The organism is Pseudomonas sp. NBRC 111119 (assembly GCF_001320125.1).
Classification (GTDB): domain Bacteria; phylum Pseudomonadota; class Gammaproteobacteria; order Pseudomonadales; family Pseudomonadaceae; genus Aquipseudomonas; species Aquipseudomonas parafulva.
The window spans coordinates 35,081-50,062 of sequence record NZ_BCAV01000044.1; the positions used below are offsets into that span (position 1 = coordinate 35,081).

The following is a 14,982-nucleotide window of genomic DNA, read 5'->3' on the forward strand; positions in this document are numbered from 1 at the left end:
GAGGGGACACTGCAAGCCGGGGCTTATCGATAGGTGACAAGCGACGGTGTCCTCAACAGCTGCACATGTGCCTGGCTGTTGAAGGAAGCCAGTGCCACCTCGCGCCCGCGGAATTTTACCTGGGTGAGCGAGGTGTTGATTATCTGCCAGTTCAGGGCAAAGGCCTGATCCGGGGTAACGCCTGTAATGAGGTGCAACAGGGCAGCGATGGTGCCGCCTGAGGTGAAAATGGCGATATTGTCACCGCTGCCCGCACCATCCAGCACACGATCCAGGCCGCCCTGTACACGCCTGATGAATGCAGCCCAGCTTTCCAGGCCATCCAGGGCATGCTCACCACGGTGCCAGCGTTGAACCATGATGGCGAACAACCGTTGGAATTCGCTTCGGTTGTTGGCGCAGTCCCGCAAAACGTCTAGTGCATTGGGCTCGTCTGCCATCAAGCCTGGCAACAGGGTGCGAATCACCCCGTCGGCATCGAACTCGTTGAACGCAGCGTCGGTCTCAATGGCCGGCACGGGGGAACCCCCGTGGTGCAACGCCTGAAGTGCGAGCCGCGCGGTGTCCTGCTGGCGGCGCAGGTCGCCAGCCACGCAGCGGTCCAGGCGCAGGCCCAGTTGAGCCAGGTGTTCACCCAGTGCCTGGCTCTGACGGACGCCGACGGGCGAAAGGACATCGTAGTCATCCGCACCGAAAGAAGCTTGGCCATGTCTGATCAGGTAAAGGTTGCCCACGTAAGCGTCCGGCCTGTTGGTGATTGCTGCCGAGGTTAGGACGCGAAAATCGGGCTGTCAACGAAAAACATACAAGCGTTTGAAAAGGTTGTTTGAAAGATGTTGCCGGCATTTGCAACCGCTGGCGGCACCCCAGGCGCACCGGTATGCTTGCTACAGTTACGCGCCAGATGGCGCAGCAATTCAAAGGAGTCAACGTGGAGTTTCTTGCCAACTGTCCTTGATCTCGGGTAAAGCCAAGCAGCACGGGGCTTCCACCCAAAATGTCCATCCTTACCGCTGAATCCAGTGTCACAAATCGTCCCAACGTGTCACAAATCGCAGTGCCCTACGTCTACCGTAGAGCCTCTGGGCGCTATCACCTTCGAGTTCGCCTCAAGGGCTGCCACACCTCCTGCACGATCTCGCTCAAGACCACCAATCGACCTGCTGCCATGACAACTGCCAAGCACCTGCTTCAGACCCTCAAAGCGTTCCACCTCGACAACCCAGAGGCATCTTGGGGGGAACTACGGGATAACCTTCGGGACATCGCTGAGGAAGCCTTGGGCAACCCACAAGGCGAAGCCTATGGGCTGGTCCTGTCTGAGGTCTCCGAGAACCTCGCTCAGATAGCCGAGACGATGCCCATGAGGTTAGCCCAAGCGCAGGCCGTTCTGATGGCTCAGAGGGTTCTGGAGGCTGCTCAAGGGCGGCACAGCGGAGACCTGAGAGAGCTGGTCGAGCTGCTCAATGGGGACCTGAAGGGACCTATAGGCAGTGTTAATCAAGTAGGAGATGTCGATAGTCGTGAGCCTGTGCCTGTCCCTGTCCCTATCTGTAAGTCGCTCTCCACGGACAGCTCTACGACCACATTCCAGTCCCTCTACGAAGCCTTCAAGGCTGAGCGTGGCGGGGACAAGTCGGCCAATACCTTGAAGAACTGGAAGAGCAGCACCAGCACCATCGTTGCGCACCTCAGGGACACCGATATGTCCAAGCACACAAGGGCAACCTTTGTGGGCCTTCGTGATGCTCTCTTGGCTGATGGTCGTAAGCCATCCTCTGTTAACAAGGTCATGACCCATGCCTCCACTGTCATTGGCTGGGCTGTGGCTACGGGTCTCATTGAGCGTGACTACTCCAAGAAGCTGACTATCACCAAAGGGGCGGATAGCGACCGCACAGCCTTCACTGGGGACCACCTAAAGGCTCTCCATGACTGGGCAATGGGCAACCTTGGGAACGACTGGAAAGCATCTGTCATTGCCCTTGGGGTTGCCACCGGGGCACGCATTGGAGAGATTCACCAGCTCACCGGCAGTGACATCTATGAGGATGGCGGTCACTGGGTCATGGACATCAACGACAAGGACGGGAAGACCCTCAAGAACTCATTCAGTCGTCGCACAGTGCCACTGCTGGGAATCCCAGAGGACCACCTTGAGAAACTCTCGCAGACCCAAGGGCGGTTGTTCACTCAGTCCAAGAGTGGCTTCGATCAACTCACCAATCAGATGATCCGAGACCTGCTGGGCACTAAGACCGGGGGAGGGCTGTCGTTCCACTCGTTGAGGCACTCTATGGCGTCCGATCTGAAGGCCGCTGGCGTGTCTGTGGGGATCGTCCAGGCCATCTTGGGGCACAGCTCTGGGTCACTTGCATTCGATGTCTACGGGGGCAATGCGGCTGCTTCGAGGGGCCTTATGGTCGAGGCGCTGGGGATGATTCGATAACGGGGCGCGTCTCAGGGAGCACCACAAAGACCTAAATGCCGGATTACAGAGGGCTCCTAAGCGGCTCTCCTTGAAGTGCTTGTGGAGGCGTTCCGTTTAGATATCCGTTAAAATCAAATTGCCATCAAGCCAGACTAATAGGTAAGCTGCTTGTACAGGGAAGTGAAAGCGCCTCAAAAGGTTTTTCTTAAGATGCTTCGCGCCCATGTTGAAAGAAAACTTAAGAATTGTAGGTCGATCAATGAATGCAAGGGAAATAGTTTGTGCGGCAATCCTGGTGCTCCCTGTGGTGGCGTTGGGGGGGCAGGTTGAAGATGAGTTGTATGGGCTAACTAAAAAGACAAGCTCTAACTTCTGCTTTATCACTATACAGAACGACTCTGCGAAAAGTGATGCATTAAATCATTTGAGGATTAGCCCGTCTTCAGTATGTGAGTGCACGTCAATTGAAACAGCTAACGCGATGCAAGCTAATCCGCATTATCATGCCTACCTCAGGAATCTAATTAGAAACGCCAACATTCAGCAAGGTCAGCCACCATCGTTTGAGTACAGTCCAGATCAAGATGTTGCAGTGGCGGAGTATACCAAGGTGTTTAATAATTCTTGGGTTAATTGTGTGACTCGCTTAAAAAAGAGCTGAAGCGCAAGGCTTGAGCTTAAAGCTGTTTCGTAAGTAGGTGTCGTAAAAACCCTCACTATGGCTGCACGTTCGCAGCGGCCATATGAGGACCACTATCATGACCCTGCTCACCCAACCCGGACCATTACACCGCCACGTCGATCACGAAACCGGCACCATCCTTCACATTGACCCAATCACTGGCGAGGTCATCCGCCGCAAGGACATGGTACGACCCGCAAACCTCGAAGCCCAGTATCAGGCATGGGCCGCTGAGCGTCGTGCCGATGAGTCCCTCTCTGAGGACCAACAGAAAGCCGCCAAGGGCCTGACCAACGGCACCCAAGGGCAACCCCAAGAGACCCCAAGCGATGAACCCAAGCGAGGCCGTGGACGCCCAAAGGCCACCTTCGCTAACCCTGTCGCAGCCTACATGCACCTCCTTGCGATTCCCGATCCGCTGCCATGGGTAGACGACATCATTACCGGGTCAATCATCACCAGTGCCGGAGTCACCAACGGAAAGATCAACGTCAAGGCACGAGCGGTCATCGGTGCGTTGTTCCTTTCGGAGATCACAGCGGACGCCTGTAAGACCAATGAGTATTCCTTGAGGACCGCCCAGCGAATCGCCAAGGCTGCTCGACACGCTGCCCATGGGATCGCTTCGTATGTCGAGAGACACCCAGACATCAAGGCTGAGATTGTGGCTGAGGTAGGCGCAGAGGCTCTATTCCGGGGCTTAGCGACTTAACGCCGGATAATATAAAGAAAATCTCAACGACCATCTTCAGGTCAAAGCATCGACCAGACCCAGAGGGAGAGGGGTTGTTAATTACAACTCCCCTCATCTCAAAGGGCATCTTTAAGAACACCTCAAAGGAGACCTTCCAACATGACCAGCATTGTCTGCCCAGCTAACTCACGCCTCACCGAACAAGATATGTCAGTCTTGTCTACTGTATTCCCTCGACCAGCTCGAACCCAGCTCATCGAGTTGCGTCGTGCCCTTAGTGACCATCGCTCCAACTTCAGGACCTACAAGGCTGGACAGGTCACCTTCGATATGGACGGTGTGGCCCAACGGGTCCTCGCTAAGTGCCCCCAAAAGACTCTCGACCGTTTGAATCAACTACTTGAACAAGGGTTGTGTCTTCAAGCCATCGCCTCGACTCACTTGAGGATTCCATTGAGTGGCTCTGAGGGAATCTCACTCACAACTTAAAGATGTCCGTCAAGACTGTCGTTAAAAACCCTCACTATGGGTAAGACAGGAAGACCAACAACAAAATAATTTCTCTCTGCCATTGCTGCACAGCCGTTGCCACGGTTGAACCCTTCGCAATACCGATGCCCTTCAGGCCCGCCATGTCCTGATCCGTCATCAACACCACTCAAATCAAGAACTCATTCGTCAGCCTTGGAAGGTGCCCACGCGGCTCACTCCTTGCCGTCTTGTCGTGCGCGTCTATGGCACCAAGGCTGAGCGAATGGGTCACCTCACAGGAGAACCCAAACCATGAAAATCACTATCACGAAAGTCCTGAAGAACGAAGTCACCGTGTCGGGCCAGACCCTGAACCGTGAGTACGTCGAGAACATCATGCTGCCCATGCTGGTCGCCCAATGCGGGACCGTTAAGGGCCAGCAATTCGAGATCGTTAAGGCGTTCGATGAGGCCGGTCTGTCGCTCCAAGCGATTCCTGTAGTTGCCCGAGAGTACCGCCAGCATCAGTACGAGGACGCCCAAGAGAAGGCCCGTAAACAGGCTGAGGCCAATGCCCATGCTGAGCGGTGCCGTGAGCATACGCCCCGAGAGATCGCCCAAGCGAAGGCTGATCGGGAAGCCCGAAACGCTGCCATTCGTGAGCATGGTCAGAAAATTCTGGCTGCTCGTCGTAGCAATAGCGGTGGCTGGTAACAGCACTTCCCTCGACACACAACCACTTCATTCATCTATTCAGGAGACAACAACCATGACTAAGCCATTCCAGTACACCAAACCCTCGACCTACTCCACTGCCATTGTCGATGAGCACACAGGGTCGATTCGATTCAACACTGCCGATGTCCGTCCAGAGACCCAAGCGGCCACCGATGTGTCCGTCTATGTGGAAGCCCTTGTGGAAGCCGCTGAGGACTATTTGAACGGCGATGAGTGGCGAGAGGCTGCCATGGAGGCAACCCCTTGCGAGTTCCGTCCGGCTGGCTCTGAGGCCACTGGGCAACAAATCATCACCATGGCCGACCGCTCTGTCACCTTCGACCCTCGTAAGAACTGGGATAACCAGACCGTCGAGAAGGGCGAGGTCCTGGCCGGTTCTGTGATCTTCACCGAGGCGACCGACAAGGCATTGGTCATCAGCCACCGAGCTACGATCTTTGACCACAACCTGATGGCAGGCTTCACCGTCCAGTCTATGGAGCAAACCGCTGACAAGATGCTTCGTGACATTGAGCACAGCGCAGCCGGTAAGGTCGCTGCCATCTTGGCGACTGCCCCAAGCACTGAGAGCGTCTCTGAGGCCAAACCAACGGGTAAGCCTGCTGAGATCGCTGAGGACCTCATCGACATCCTCACGACCCACGTTAACCAGACTGTAGGGACCTCGCTGAGCGACTTCGTGATCCTGCTGCCCGTGTCACTGGTGGCTGTTCTTGAGCGTGCTGCTCAACGTGCTGGTCAGGACTCTATCGAGGACCTCATTGGCGCAGGCGTACAGCCGTATACAGGCACTGACCACGGCGTCTTCATGTTGCCCAAGCTTTTCACCTCGCTGAGCTACCGTGAGCGCCAAGACGGTAGCATCTGGAAGATTGAAGCGACTCGCAACCCAAACGCCCAAGGCTGGGACCTTGAGATCGTGGCTGTGGTGGACATCATCGCCAATGGCATGGTCAAGGTAGCTCTGACCGAGGATCGTCTTCAGACCGTTCAAGTGCCGTTCCCGCTGGTCACTCGCATTGCCCTGAGCTGATCTAAGGGAAACCCTGAGCTGATCTAAGGGAAACCCTGATAGCCCCGTAAGGCCGGACCTAAAGAGGGACCGGCAGGGGCACAGCTTCACCTATCCGCATCATCGCCCGTCGCTGGGCATCTATCTAACCGAAAGTCTTTCTGTTTGTTCCTTCATGCCACCGGCAGAAACCTTGGTCGGGTCTTTCGGCTGCCGGTGGGAGCGAACTTGAGGGAGCAAACAAGAGGAAAACAGACTATGACCATGACCACCAATACAGCGACCATCTTCGAGAACATCTCCAAGGCCGGAGCGGTATCCTCAACGACTCTCAACGGCTTACCCGGTATGTCGTCCTTGGAGATCGCTGAGATCACCGGTAAGCGCCATGACCATGTACTCAGAGACATCCGAAAGATGCTCAACGAGCTGGAAAGGGAGACCCCAAATCTGGGGGCACCTCAATGGGTCGAGGCCAGCTACCAGTCCAGTCAAAGCAAGTTATTACCGCTGACCATTCTCGACAAAGAGCTGACCTTTACGCTGCTCTCCCGGTATTCCTTCAAGCTGTCCAACATGATCGTCAAGCGCTGGCTTGAACTGGAAGGCTCAGGGTTTGAACGTGTGTCGATACAGGCTGCTGTGGTTCACCTGCTCGAACGAGAGAAGGACAACTATCGAATCGCAATGAGGGACATCAAGGCCGCTGCAAGGCGTCTCAAGGCCCGCTGAGGTCGTTGATTGATACTTCCTCAAACGAAGCGTGACGGGCTATGCTCAATAGCTAAGTTGCCCACAAAAAGGTCCCGCGATGAGTGTCACACTGTGCTACACCTACAAGGGCAAACGGGTAGTCACTAAGGTGCCTGTCGAGTCTCTGACACCACATGCGGCGCTATGCTATGCCTTGCTTCAATCAGGCGCTTCTAATGACCAATCTCAAGGGAGGTGGCCGCATACCTATGAGCGCCTCCTTGAGGTAGCCCTGCAACACGAACTCACAGACGTTCGCTTTCACAAGTCACTCTAACCCTTCAAGGAGAACCCCATGGACCACCTACAGGCCCTCTACTGGGTCTGTCTGGCCGTTCAACTGGGGTTCTGGTTGTGGTCGCATAGGCCCCCTTGAGAATCCGACAGAAAAATCTGAAAGGTCACCTATTCAATCATTCCCGCGCAGGTTCCCCCGTAGGCCCTCGCATGGGTGCCCGTAGGCGCGATAGGGACCCCTCACGGGCAGGTGATAAGGACCCAGAAGAAAGCCCGAAAGGTGCGCCGCTGAGCCTGCCTCAAGTGCTTCGGAATGTCACAAGACCGTACCAAAGTGTCACAAGCCATGGTAGCGTAGCCCTTTAATTCCGGGCATTGAGGACTACTGTGGAGTTTCTTGCCGAATACGCAAGCTTTCTCGCCAAAACCGCCACCCTGGTCATCGCCATTCTGGTGGTGCTTTCGGCTGTCGCCGGCCTGCGCGGCAAGGGCCGGCGCAAATCGGGTGGGCATTTGCAGGTTACAAAGCTGAACGATTTCTACAAGGATTTGCGCGAACGCCTGGAGTCAGGCCTGTTCGACAAAGCCGAGCTCAAGGCTTTGCGTAAACAGCAAGGCAAAGCGGAAAAGAAGGTCAAGAAGGGCAAGGCTGACGATAAAGGCCGGGTTTACGTGCTGGATTTCGACGGCGATATCAAAGCCTCTGCCACCGAAAGCCTGCGTAACGAAATTACCGCGCTGCTTACCCTCGCCACCCCGCAGGACGAGGTGGTACTGCGGCTGGAAAGCGGCGGCGGGCTGGTGCACAGCTATGGCCTGGCAGCTTCGCAGTTGGCACGCATTCGGCAGGCGGGCATACCGTTGACGGTGTGCATCGACAAGGTAGCGGCCAGCGGTGGTTACATGATGGCCTGCATCGGCGAGAAGATCATCAGCGCACCCTTTGCCGTGCTCGGTTCGATCGGCGTGGTTGCCCAGTTGCCCAACGTGAACCGCCTGCTGAAGAAGCACGACATCGATGTCGAGGTGCTGACCGCCGGTGAGTACAAACGCACCCTTACCGTGCTGGGTGAAAATACCGAAAAGGGCCGGGAAAAATTCCAGGAAGACCTCGACGTCACCCATCAGTTGTTCAAGGACTTTGTCGCCCGTTATCGTCCGCAACTGCACATCGATGAGGTAGCCACTGGCGAAGTCTGGCTAGGCGTCTCGGCACTCAACCGCCAACTGGTGGATGCCCTGCAAACCAGCGACGAGTACATCAGCGACCGCGCCCGCACCGCCAACGTGTTCCACCTGCACTACGCAGAGCGCAAGAGCCTGCAGGAGCGCATCGGCATGGCTGCCAGCGGCACGGTCGAGAACGCGGTGGTAGGGTTGTGGAGCAAACTCAACCGCCTGCGCTAACACCTTGAACCTGTTGAAATTTTTTTTCGATCAGGGGGTTGCAAGGTGAAACGAATGCAGACATAATGGCGCCCATCGAAACGCAGCGAACTTTGAAAAAGGGTCAGCGTTTCAAGGAGATAGCGAAGCGTAAGCGGCTAACTCCGAACTTTGAGGCCGAGTAGCAAAGTGGTTATGCTCCGGATTGCAAATCCGTCTACGCCGGTTCGATTCCGACCTCGGCCTCCATATTCGAAAGCCCCGCAGATTGACGTCTGCGGGGTTTTTCTTTGTGCCAAGAAAATACGAAGTGTTCCGCAACTTATGGCATGTGTTCCGCAACCTTGCCTATTTCGTGGGGCTAACGACCTCACCAACGCGGCGGTAAACTCGCTTGGTGATTTCTTCCTTAGAGTGCCCAAGCAATCGGCTGGCGTGGCTGATATCCTCGATCTCCGAAGCAGCCTTCGGGCGTATATCGCGGAACTGAAATTGCCGAACTTTGGCGGCCAGGTCACTGTTGCCGTCGGCGATCAGCTTGCGAGCCGCCTTGTCCCGCGCCTCACTGAAGCGATTCCTTAGCATTTCCCAGCTCATCCGCAGGCCGCCGTCATTGGTAATCAGGCGTGAATTGCGCACGCCCTGGAGCTTGCGCCGCTCAAGAAGCGCTTCGATGAACAGGCCTAGGCCGGTCGGCACGCCATTGATGTGCCGTCGAATTCGCAACCTCTTGTCTGTCTTGTTCTGGTCGACCCACAAGTAGTCCTCGTCGAGGTCTACAGTGCTGAATTTCAGGGTGTCGGCTGGGCGTTGACCAGCCAGGTAGGCTAAGTCCATGGCGTCCTTGAGACCCTGGTCGCCTTCGGCGTACACCGCATCCCAGATTTCGTCGGCCGCGTAGAAGTCGCGGACCTTCTCTTTGTTGCGGCGAACCGCCAGGCAGGGGTTGCGCTCGACGAAGCCCCACTCCATGGCCATGGTGAAAACGTGGGAGAGCAGTGCGATCTCCCGGTTTGCTCGAGTCTTCGCGGTGCGGGCGTCCCGGTACTGGGCGATGACTGGCGGACTGATCGCATCGATTGGAGCTTCAGAGAACGCCTTGCGCAGGCGTTCCAGCTCGTACTTGTTGTCTTTCTGGGTTCGCGGCGCTTTCGTCGGGATAATGTCCCGCTCATACCGTTCGAATAGCTCGCCCATCGTCGCCATAACCTTCGGCTTTGCCTTCTGCTCCAGGCGCGCCCACTCAAGCTTCGCCTCCGCCAAGTCCTGCCCCAATGGGATTTCTATCCTCTTTCCGTCTGCGTCTCTACCGCAGTAGTAGTACGCAACCCAAATTTTCCCGCCTTTCCTTTTCCGGGCCCGCCGAAGCATGCGCTCCGGCAGATCACGGTTTTCCTTTTTTCTATGGCGCACTTTCTACCCCACGCGCGATAAATCCAATGTCCATGTTTCAGCCGTGGCATTCGTAGCCGTTGGCTTGACGCCTGCCATCTTGAGCCGGGCGTATACCCTGCCAACAATGGGCCGCCTGGCCCGGGTGAGCGTGTACTGCCAGCCATTGTTGGCCAGCCACGCGATCTGTTTGCTCGGGAGCTGGTAGCCGGTCACCCGCACCACCTCGTCCTCGTCGAGAAACTCGCTTGCATGTTCCATGGGGTGGTCTCCACGCCGCTGGTGGCGGCAGGTTGGTGGTCAGTCGAGTTGGTAGTACACGTAGCAGTCCACGCCTTGCGCCTTGAGCGACCGGTACATAGCCTGCACGCCGGCATAGCGTCTATTGCCGATGCCAGCGAATGGCGCTGATAAAAGCAGCCCGCGAGGGTGATAGGTGCTGGCCGGGTAAACATCACCTGGCAAGTCTTTGATCAGGCTGGCGCGCATGCCGCGCAGCGGGATCACAACCCGGTCCAGGTTGGCGCTGCCGCTGTCGTCCCTGCATTCATTGGCAGCGGCTGTGCCGGCCTCAGTGGCAATTCGGATCTTCTCGGGCAGGTTCGCCAAATCTTCTTTCTTCATGGCAATAGCTCTCCTAGCCCGCGCATGTCGGCGGGCTTGAGTAGTAGGGGGAGGGGTTAGGCTACGGGGCGCTTCATGAAGGTGATCCAGTGCGTCTTTTCGCGTTTACCGGACTTGTGTCCAAACAGGGGTTTCTCATCGGTGAGGGTCAGCAGCTCGCTGACCAGGACCTGGGTTTCGTTCCACTTGAAGATCAGGATCCCCTCGGGCTCAAGCACGCGGAAGCACTCGGCGAAACCCTGGCGAATGTCCTCTCGCCAGTCGCTGGTGAGTACGCCGTACTTTGCCCGCATCCAGCTATCTACGCCGGCTCGGGTCAGGTGCGGTGGGTCGAACACGACCAGGCGGAAGGTTGAGGCCTCGAAGGGCAGGCAACGGAAGTCCATCAGCACATCGGGCTCAACCTTCAGCACGCGGCCATCGCAGAGCATGTGCTGTTCGTCGCGGATGTCACCGAAGAGGGCGCGCTGGTCTTCCTTGTCGAACCACATCATGCGGCTGGCGCTGCAAGGATCGAGCACCTTGGCTGCGGTGCTCACGGCATCAGCTCCTTCGGCACCTGGACTACCCATCCAGCGATCTTTACGACGACGGCGCAGCAGATCGCAGTCAAGGGCTCTGCCCCCTCAAGCCAGTCTGTGGGTTCGTTTGGCCTGCTGGGGTGCGCAACCCAGCCACCGTTTATCGGACCGTCTCCGATGCGATGCTTGATCTTCAGCGGACCGCCCAGCGCCCAGTCTTCCTGCGGGTTGTAACGCTTGCTGTTCCCGAACGTGGTATCGCAGAACACACGCCAGCCGTTGCCGTAGTGCGGTGGCTCCAGGCGCGGCTCGAGGCCGTCCGCTTTCGCAACAGCCCAGGCCAGAGCTTCGCCGCTCAGTTCTGCCGTCTTCACTTCGATCAGGTCGGTCATGGCGCCACCTTCAGGCCTTGGGCCTCAATGGCAGAGCGAAGCGACTCGCGCATGTCGCGCTCCATGCTCGTCGGGTAATCATCAAAGCTTGGGATGACCAGAACCACGGCTTCGCGGGAAGCGTTCCATGCCCACCAGGCGGCTGCGGCTACCGGGTTTTGGTAGGACTCCGTTGTGCGGTTAGCTTTCATACCCTCGAGGAGAACGATTGCGTACTCGGTGCTTCGAGAGTCCCTCATGCTGGCTGTTTGCTTGACGAATGCTGTTTCGAACTCAGCTCTCTTGGCTTCTGTAATGTTCACAGCTCATACCTCTCATCAATCCAGCGCCCAGGCGCCAGAGCGGGTGTAGGTTCGGGTTGGGTTTCGTGCGGGGAGAGCTGGCGCTCGTTACCTGCCTGCAGCTGGCTGTCGGGGATGCAGCTGATGCCGACCCCATTGAGCAGGTAGCAGGTCACGCCGCGCTTGCTGTCGTGCTGCACGTCGATGACGTTCTCGTGTGGCTTGGGTGCTGCGCTGGCACCGGTGGCCAGCAGCAGGAGGCAGAGGGAGAGGCGGGTCATGGCTGCACCTCAGGTGCGTCTGGGATCTCCTCGAACTTGTAGGTCTTGATGACGCGCTCCTCGACTCCGGCGACCTTGATGAACTTAGCCTCGTTCACCCATGGGTAGGCGTTCGGATCACCGTGCTTGCCGCCGCCGCTCATCTCGCAGAAGGCGAGGGCGCGACCGTCAGGCAGGATGAATGCCTTTACGTCGATCTCGTAGTTCATCCCCCAGCTGTAGTGACACCACTCGCGGATCCCGCTGACGTCTTCGGCCTCGTAGCGGACCTCGTTGATCGCGTCGTCGTGCTCGTTTTCGTCGAACAGGTTGTCGATCAACTCGCCCGGCGCTGCAGCCAGGAAAGCCTCGTCGATGTAGGTTTCCTGCCCATCATCGTCGGTGAACGTGTAGTCGTAGGCGAATTCGAGCCCTTTCCGCATGACAAGCAGCTTGGCCAGCTGGCTGGCGGTGAGTGTGTTGAGGGCTTCGTGAATGTTTGCGTCGAGCACGGGGATTCCTTGGCCGCCATATCGCGGCAGTGAATAGAGTGGAGAGGGGTTACAGCGGAAAGTGTGCGGTCGAACCGCTCCGGAGGACCAATAGAGGACTTTGGATATACAGGCGATCAGATGCTTGTAAGTTCTTGAAAATTAGTGAAGAATCAAAGGGCCTATCATAGGTTCATCTATCCTCAAGGTGAGCACTATGACCCTCCTCCAGATTCTTAAAATCATCTACCTCGCAGCCAGTCTCACGACCGAGATCATTCGGCTTTTTGACCATTTCAGGCCGCTGCCATGAGTGCTTCAATTACACGTTGTCCTGCCAGCGGCGGTACCGCGTTGCCGGCCATGTGCATTGTTAACCGATGGTTGTCTGGGCGAAGGGTGTCGGCTGGGAACGACATTGCGGCCAGGGCCTCATTGGCACTGAGCACCCGCATGCGGTCACCGTCGACCAGTGCCCAGCGGTCCAGGGTGGTAATGGTGCCGATAGGTCGGTTGATGTCTCGGCCAGTGGTCCCGGAGCCCTTGCCGTAGTAGGGCATGATGAACCGGTCGCCGAAGCGCTGGCGGCCGTTGCGCACCCGTTCGAGAGTGGCCGGGGCTCTGCCTGGCTTTTCGATCTGTGACCATCGCCCGGCGTCGAAGTCGAGGAAGCTGTTGGCCGGCACATGCTCGCACTGTTGCAGTTGCAGCTGAATCGGCGCCTTGCTCTTGGTGCAGATCAGGAACAGGCGGACTCGATGCTGCGGCACCCCCAGGTCGGCGCAATCAACAATGTGTGGCGCGACCTGGTAGCCCAGGCGCCGCATCGCATCCACCCAGCTGGGGTAGAGCACCCAGTTCACGAACTCGGGCACGTTCTCGACCACCCAAGCATCTTGGTCCAGCACCTCAGCAGCAGACGGCACGGCCCAGGCCGTGGATCTTGAAGCATCATGCTCAGGGTTTCCGTTCTTCTTGCCCCTGGCCTTTGCATGGCCCTGGCAGCATGGGGAGGCAATGCCGATATCAGAGCGAGGTACTGCCGCCCAGTTGGCCTGGTGCAAGTCCTGGCACACGTGGTCGGTGTCCTGATGATTGGCCGCGTGCCACTTTACTGCCTCAGGCCAGTGGTTTGCCGCCCAGAGAACTTGGACGCCTGCTGCGCGCGCGCCGGTGCTCCATCCGCCGAGGCCGGCGAAAAGGTCGATTGCTGTGGTCATATTGAAGCCTCACGCGCCTGTCAGCTGTAGCTGTGACTCTCCGCCCGTAGCCAGGCCGGGATTCAATTTGACTTTCTGGCCGGCCAGCATCCCTGCAATCTGGGCGGCCATATCGAGTTCAATCTCGCGAGCCTTGCGTGGCTTTCCGATCTCCTTCCCGGCGAGGTACTCCTCGATCAGCGCTTTTTCCTGGCTTTCGACCTGCACTAGGTCGCGGCCACTGGAGTGCTGCTCGATAGCTGGATCTTCTTCACCCTGCGGCACCAGCTCGTGGAGCTTTCCGTGCACCACTGAAACCCACGCGATTGCGAAGTGGTCGCCGGCAGTCTCTGGCGAGTAGGCGCTGCGGCTCTTGCCGCATCTGACCCGTGCCACATAGTCGCGCCGGGCTTGCGTCAGCTTGGCAAGCAGGGTTTCGTAGGCGTACATAGCGATCTGGGGTGCTGGTGTGACACCAACAAACAAGGCCCGCTCCACCATGCGCCCGGAGGTGCCGCACCAGTGGCGATACGAGAGAGGTCGGCAACCAAACACTCTGGCCACAATCCCGCTGAGGTGACGATCCCAGGTTGGCCGACGGTTCGCCCTGGACTTTTCCGACTGGACTTCATCTATGTCGCTCAGACGGACATCCAGCTCGGTGAGGCGGTACTCGCGCATCAGCGCTTGTGCCTGGCGCATGGCCGTGGCGGCCTCGTTTTCGTTCGAGCTTTTGGACAGGGCCAGGCAGCGCTTGATCTTGCGGATGACCCGCTCGAGCTTGCTTTCGTCGTGCTGTTGTTCGGTCATATTGTTGGTCCTTGCGTGCAGGCGCCGCCCTCGCCGGGCAGGCGTTATCGTTGAATAGGGGGTGATATGCTCCGCCGCTTACTGAACAAGGAGAGTGGTAATGGGCTTGCGGGAGAGGCATACAGCTTTTCAGAATTGGTTCACGCCAAAGCGGAGGCGGCGAGCGGGAGGTACCTTGCTCGCGGTCTGGGCTGTCGGCATCTGCGTTTATCCGAGCCAGCTATGGCTCTACGTGATGATCCCAGGGATCATTTGGTTCATGAGCGCCTGGCCGCCTGAGTTCCACGATAAGCGCTGAGGCGCTCGAGGGGGCCGAACTAGCAGACCACTGCGCGAATTAGGCCTAACGCGAGGACCGCGCAAGCTGCTACTTTCTCAGTGGAGGTCTATACTGCTGTTAGGCTTCATGGGGCAATTCATAAGGTGTTTAGTATGAAAAACATAAATATGGCAGCGGTTTTTCTTACCCTCGCTTTATCGGCTTGCACCACCAATGATTCGCCAGTCACCAGTGATCCAGGCCCGTCTCCGTTAGGCTGTCAGGGCGAGCCTCAATGCACTAACTACAATCAGTGCAGGCCATTCGGGCACGATACGGCCTGTAGAAC

At 57.5% G+C, this 14,982-nt stretch carries 18 protein-coding genes and 1 tRNA gene; 8 read left to right on the forward strand and 11 right to left on the reverse strand.

All coding sequences use genetic code 11. The annotated features are described in order from the left end of the window. Positions 1-23 precede the first annotated feature (23 nt). Positions 24-734 (reverse strand): histidine phosphatase family protein, encoded by a 711-nt coding sequence (locus APH25_RS16585; RefSeq protein WP_060482672.1) that lies wholly within the window; start codon positions 732-734, stop codon positions 24-26. A gap of 434 nt (positions 735-1,168) precedes the next feature. Between APH25_RS16585 and APH25_RS16590 the strand changes: the two genes are divergently transcribed. From APH25_RS16590 to APH25_RS16625, 8 genes are all read left to right on the forward strand, one after another. Further along, positions 1,169-2,449: a tyrosine-type recombinase/integrase gene (locus tag APH25_RS16590; RefSeq protein WP_054903458.1), complete on the forward strand. Its 1,281-nt coding sequence runs from the start codon at positions 1,169-1,171 to the stop codon at positions 2,447-2,449. A 205-nt stretch (positions 2,450-2,654) separates the two neighbouring features. Beyond that, positions 2,655-3,092 (forward strand): hypothetical protein, encoded by a 438-nt coding sequence (locus APH25_RS25500; RefSeq protein ID WP_135192339.1) that lies wholly within the window; start codon positions 2,655-2,657, stop codon positions 3,090-3,092. Positions 3,093-3,189: 97 nt separating this feature from the next. Then, entirely contained in the window at positions 3,190-3,825 is a 636-nt protein-coding gene (locus APH25_RS16595; protein ID WP_054903457.1) for a hypothetical protein, read from the forward strand. A gap of 765 nt (positions 3,826-4,590) precedes the next feature. Continuing rightward, on the forward strand, positions 4,591-4,992 hold the full coding sequence (locus APH25_RS16605; protein ID WP_054903696.1) for a hypothetical protein: 402 nt from the start codon (positions 4,591-4,593) through the stop codon (positions 4,990-4,992). A 55-nt stretch (positions 4,993-5,047) separates the two neighbouring features. After that, complete coding sequence (locus tag APH25_RS16610) at positions 5,048-6,049, forward strand: hypothetical protein (protein WP_060482673.1); 1,002 nt, start codon at positions 5,048-5,050, stop codon at positions 6,047-6,049. Positions 6,050-6,286: 237 nt separating this feature from the next. Continuing rightward, entirely contained in the window at positions 6,287-6,760 is a 474-nt protein-coding gene (locus APH25_RS16615; RefSeq protein ID WP_054903677.1) for a Rha family transcriptional regulator, read from the forward strand. 645 nt (positions 6,761-7,405) lie between these two features. Then, positions 7,406-8,425, forward strand: a complete 1,020-nt coding sequence (gene sohB / locus APH25_RS16620; protein WP_060482674.1) for a protease SohB — start codon at positions 7,406-7,408, stop codon at positions 8,423-8,425. A gap of 154 nt (positions 8,426-8,579) precedes the next feature. After that, positions 8,580-8,653, forward strand: a tRNA-Cys gene (locus tag APH25_RS16625). 99 nt (positions 8,654-8,752) lie between these two features. On the opposite strand, the gene APH25_RS16630 is transcribed toward APH25_RS16625, so the two are convergent. From APH25_RS16630 to APH25_RS16675, 10 genes are all read right to left on the reverse strand, one after another. After that, complete coding sequence (locus tag APH25_RS16630; RefSeq protein WP_060482675.1) at positions 8,753-9,817, reverse strand: tyrosine-type recombinase/integrase; 1,065 nt, start codon at positions 9,815-9,817, stop codon at positions 8,753-8,755. 3 nt (positions 9,818-9,820) lie between these two features. Then, complete coding sequence (locus APH25_RS16635; RefSeq protein WP_060482676.1) at positions 9,821-10,057, reverse strand: DUF4224 domain-containing protein; 237 nt, start codon at positions 10,055-10,057, stop codon at positions 9,821-9,823. A 39-nt stretch (positions 10,058-10,096) separates the two neighbouring features. Further along, positions 10,097-10,420 carry a hypothetical protein gene (locus tag APH25_RS16640; RefSeq protein WP_060482677.1) on the reverse strand — a complete coding sequence of 108 codons (324 nt, stop codon included), beginning with the start codon at positions 10,418-10,420 and terminating at the stop codon, positions 10,097-10,099. A 56-nt stretch (positions 10,421-10,476) separates the two neighbouring features. Then, positions 10,477-10,959, reverse strand: coding sequence for a class I SAM-dependent methyltransferase (locus tag APH25_RS16645; RefSeq protein WP_060482678.1), 483 nt, complete (start codon positions 10,957-10,959; stop codon positions 10,477-10,479). Then, the gene (locus APH25_RS16650; RefSeq protein WP_060482679.1) at positions 10,956-11,333 is read right to left on the reverse strand and encodes a phage protein NinX family protein; all 378 of its coding nucleotides are present in this window, start codon (positions 11,331-11,333) and stop codon (positions 10,956-10,958) included. The genes APH25_RS16645 and APH25_RS16650 overlap by 4 nt, the downstream gene beginning before the upstream one ends. Continuing rightward, positions 11,330-11,635 (reverse strand): hypothetical protein, encoded by a 306-nt coding sequence (locus APH25_RS16655; protein WP_060482680.1) that lies wholly within the window; start codon positions 11,633-11,635, stop codon positions 11,330-11,332. Before APH25_RS16655 ends, APH25_RS16650 begins: the two co-directional genes overlap by 4 nt. Beyond that, the gene (locus APH25_RS16660; protein ID WP_060482681.1) at positions 11,632-11,895 is read right to left on the reverse strand and encodes a hypothetical protein; all 264 of its coding nucleotides are present in this window, start codon (positions 11,893-11,895) and stop codon (positions 11,632-11,634) included. The genes APH25_RS16655 and APH25_RS16660 overlap by 4 nt, the downstream gene beginning before the upstream one ends. Continuing rightward, positions 11,892-12,386 carry a hypothetical protein gene (locus tag APH25_RS16665; RefSeq protein WP_060482682.1) on the reverse strand — a complete coding sequence of 165 codons (495 nt, stop codon included), beginning with the start codon at positions 12,384-12,386 and terminating at the stop codon, positions 11,892-11,894. The genes APH25_RS16660 and APH25_RS16665 overlap by 4 nt, the downstream gene beginning before the upstream one ends. 275 nt (positions 12,387-12,661) lie before the next feature. Then, on the reverse strand, positions 12,662-13,585 hold the full coding sequence (locus APH25_RS16670) for a DNA cytosine methyltransferase (RefSeq protein WP_060482683.1): 924 nt from the start codon (positions 13,583-13,585) through the stop codon (positions 12,662-12,664). 9 nt (positions 13,586-13,594) lie between these two features. Next, positions 13,595-14,374: a DUF2786 domain-containing protein gene (locus APH25_RS16675; RefSeq protein WP_060482684.1), complete on the reverse strand. Its 780-nt coding sequence runs from the start codon at positions 14,372-14,374 to the stop codon at positions 13,595-13,597. Between the last annotated feature and the right edge of the window lie 608 nt (positions 14,375-14,982).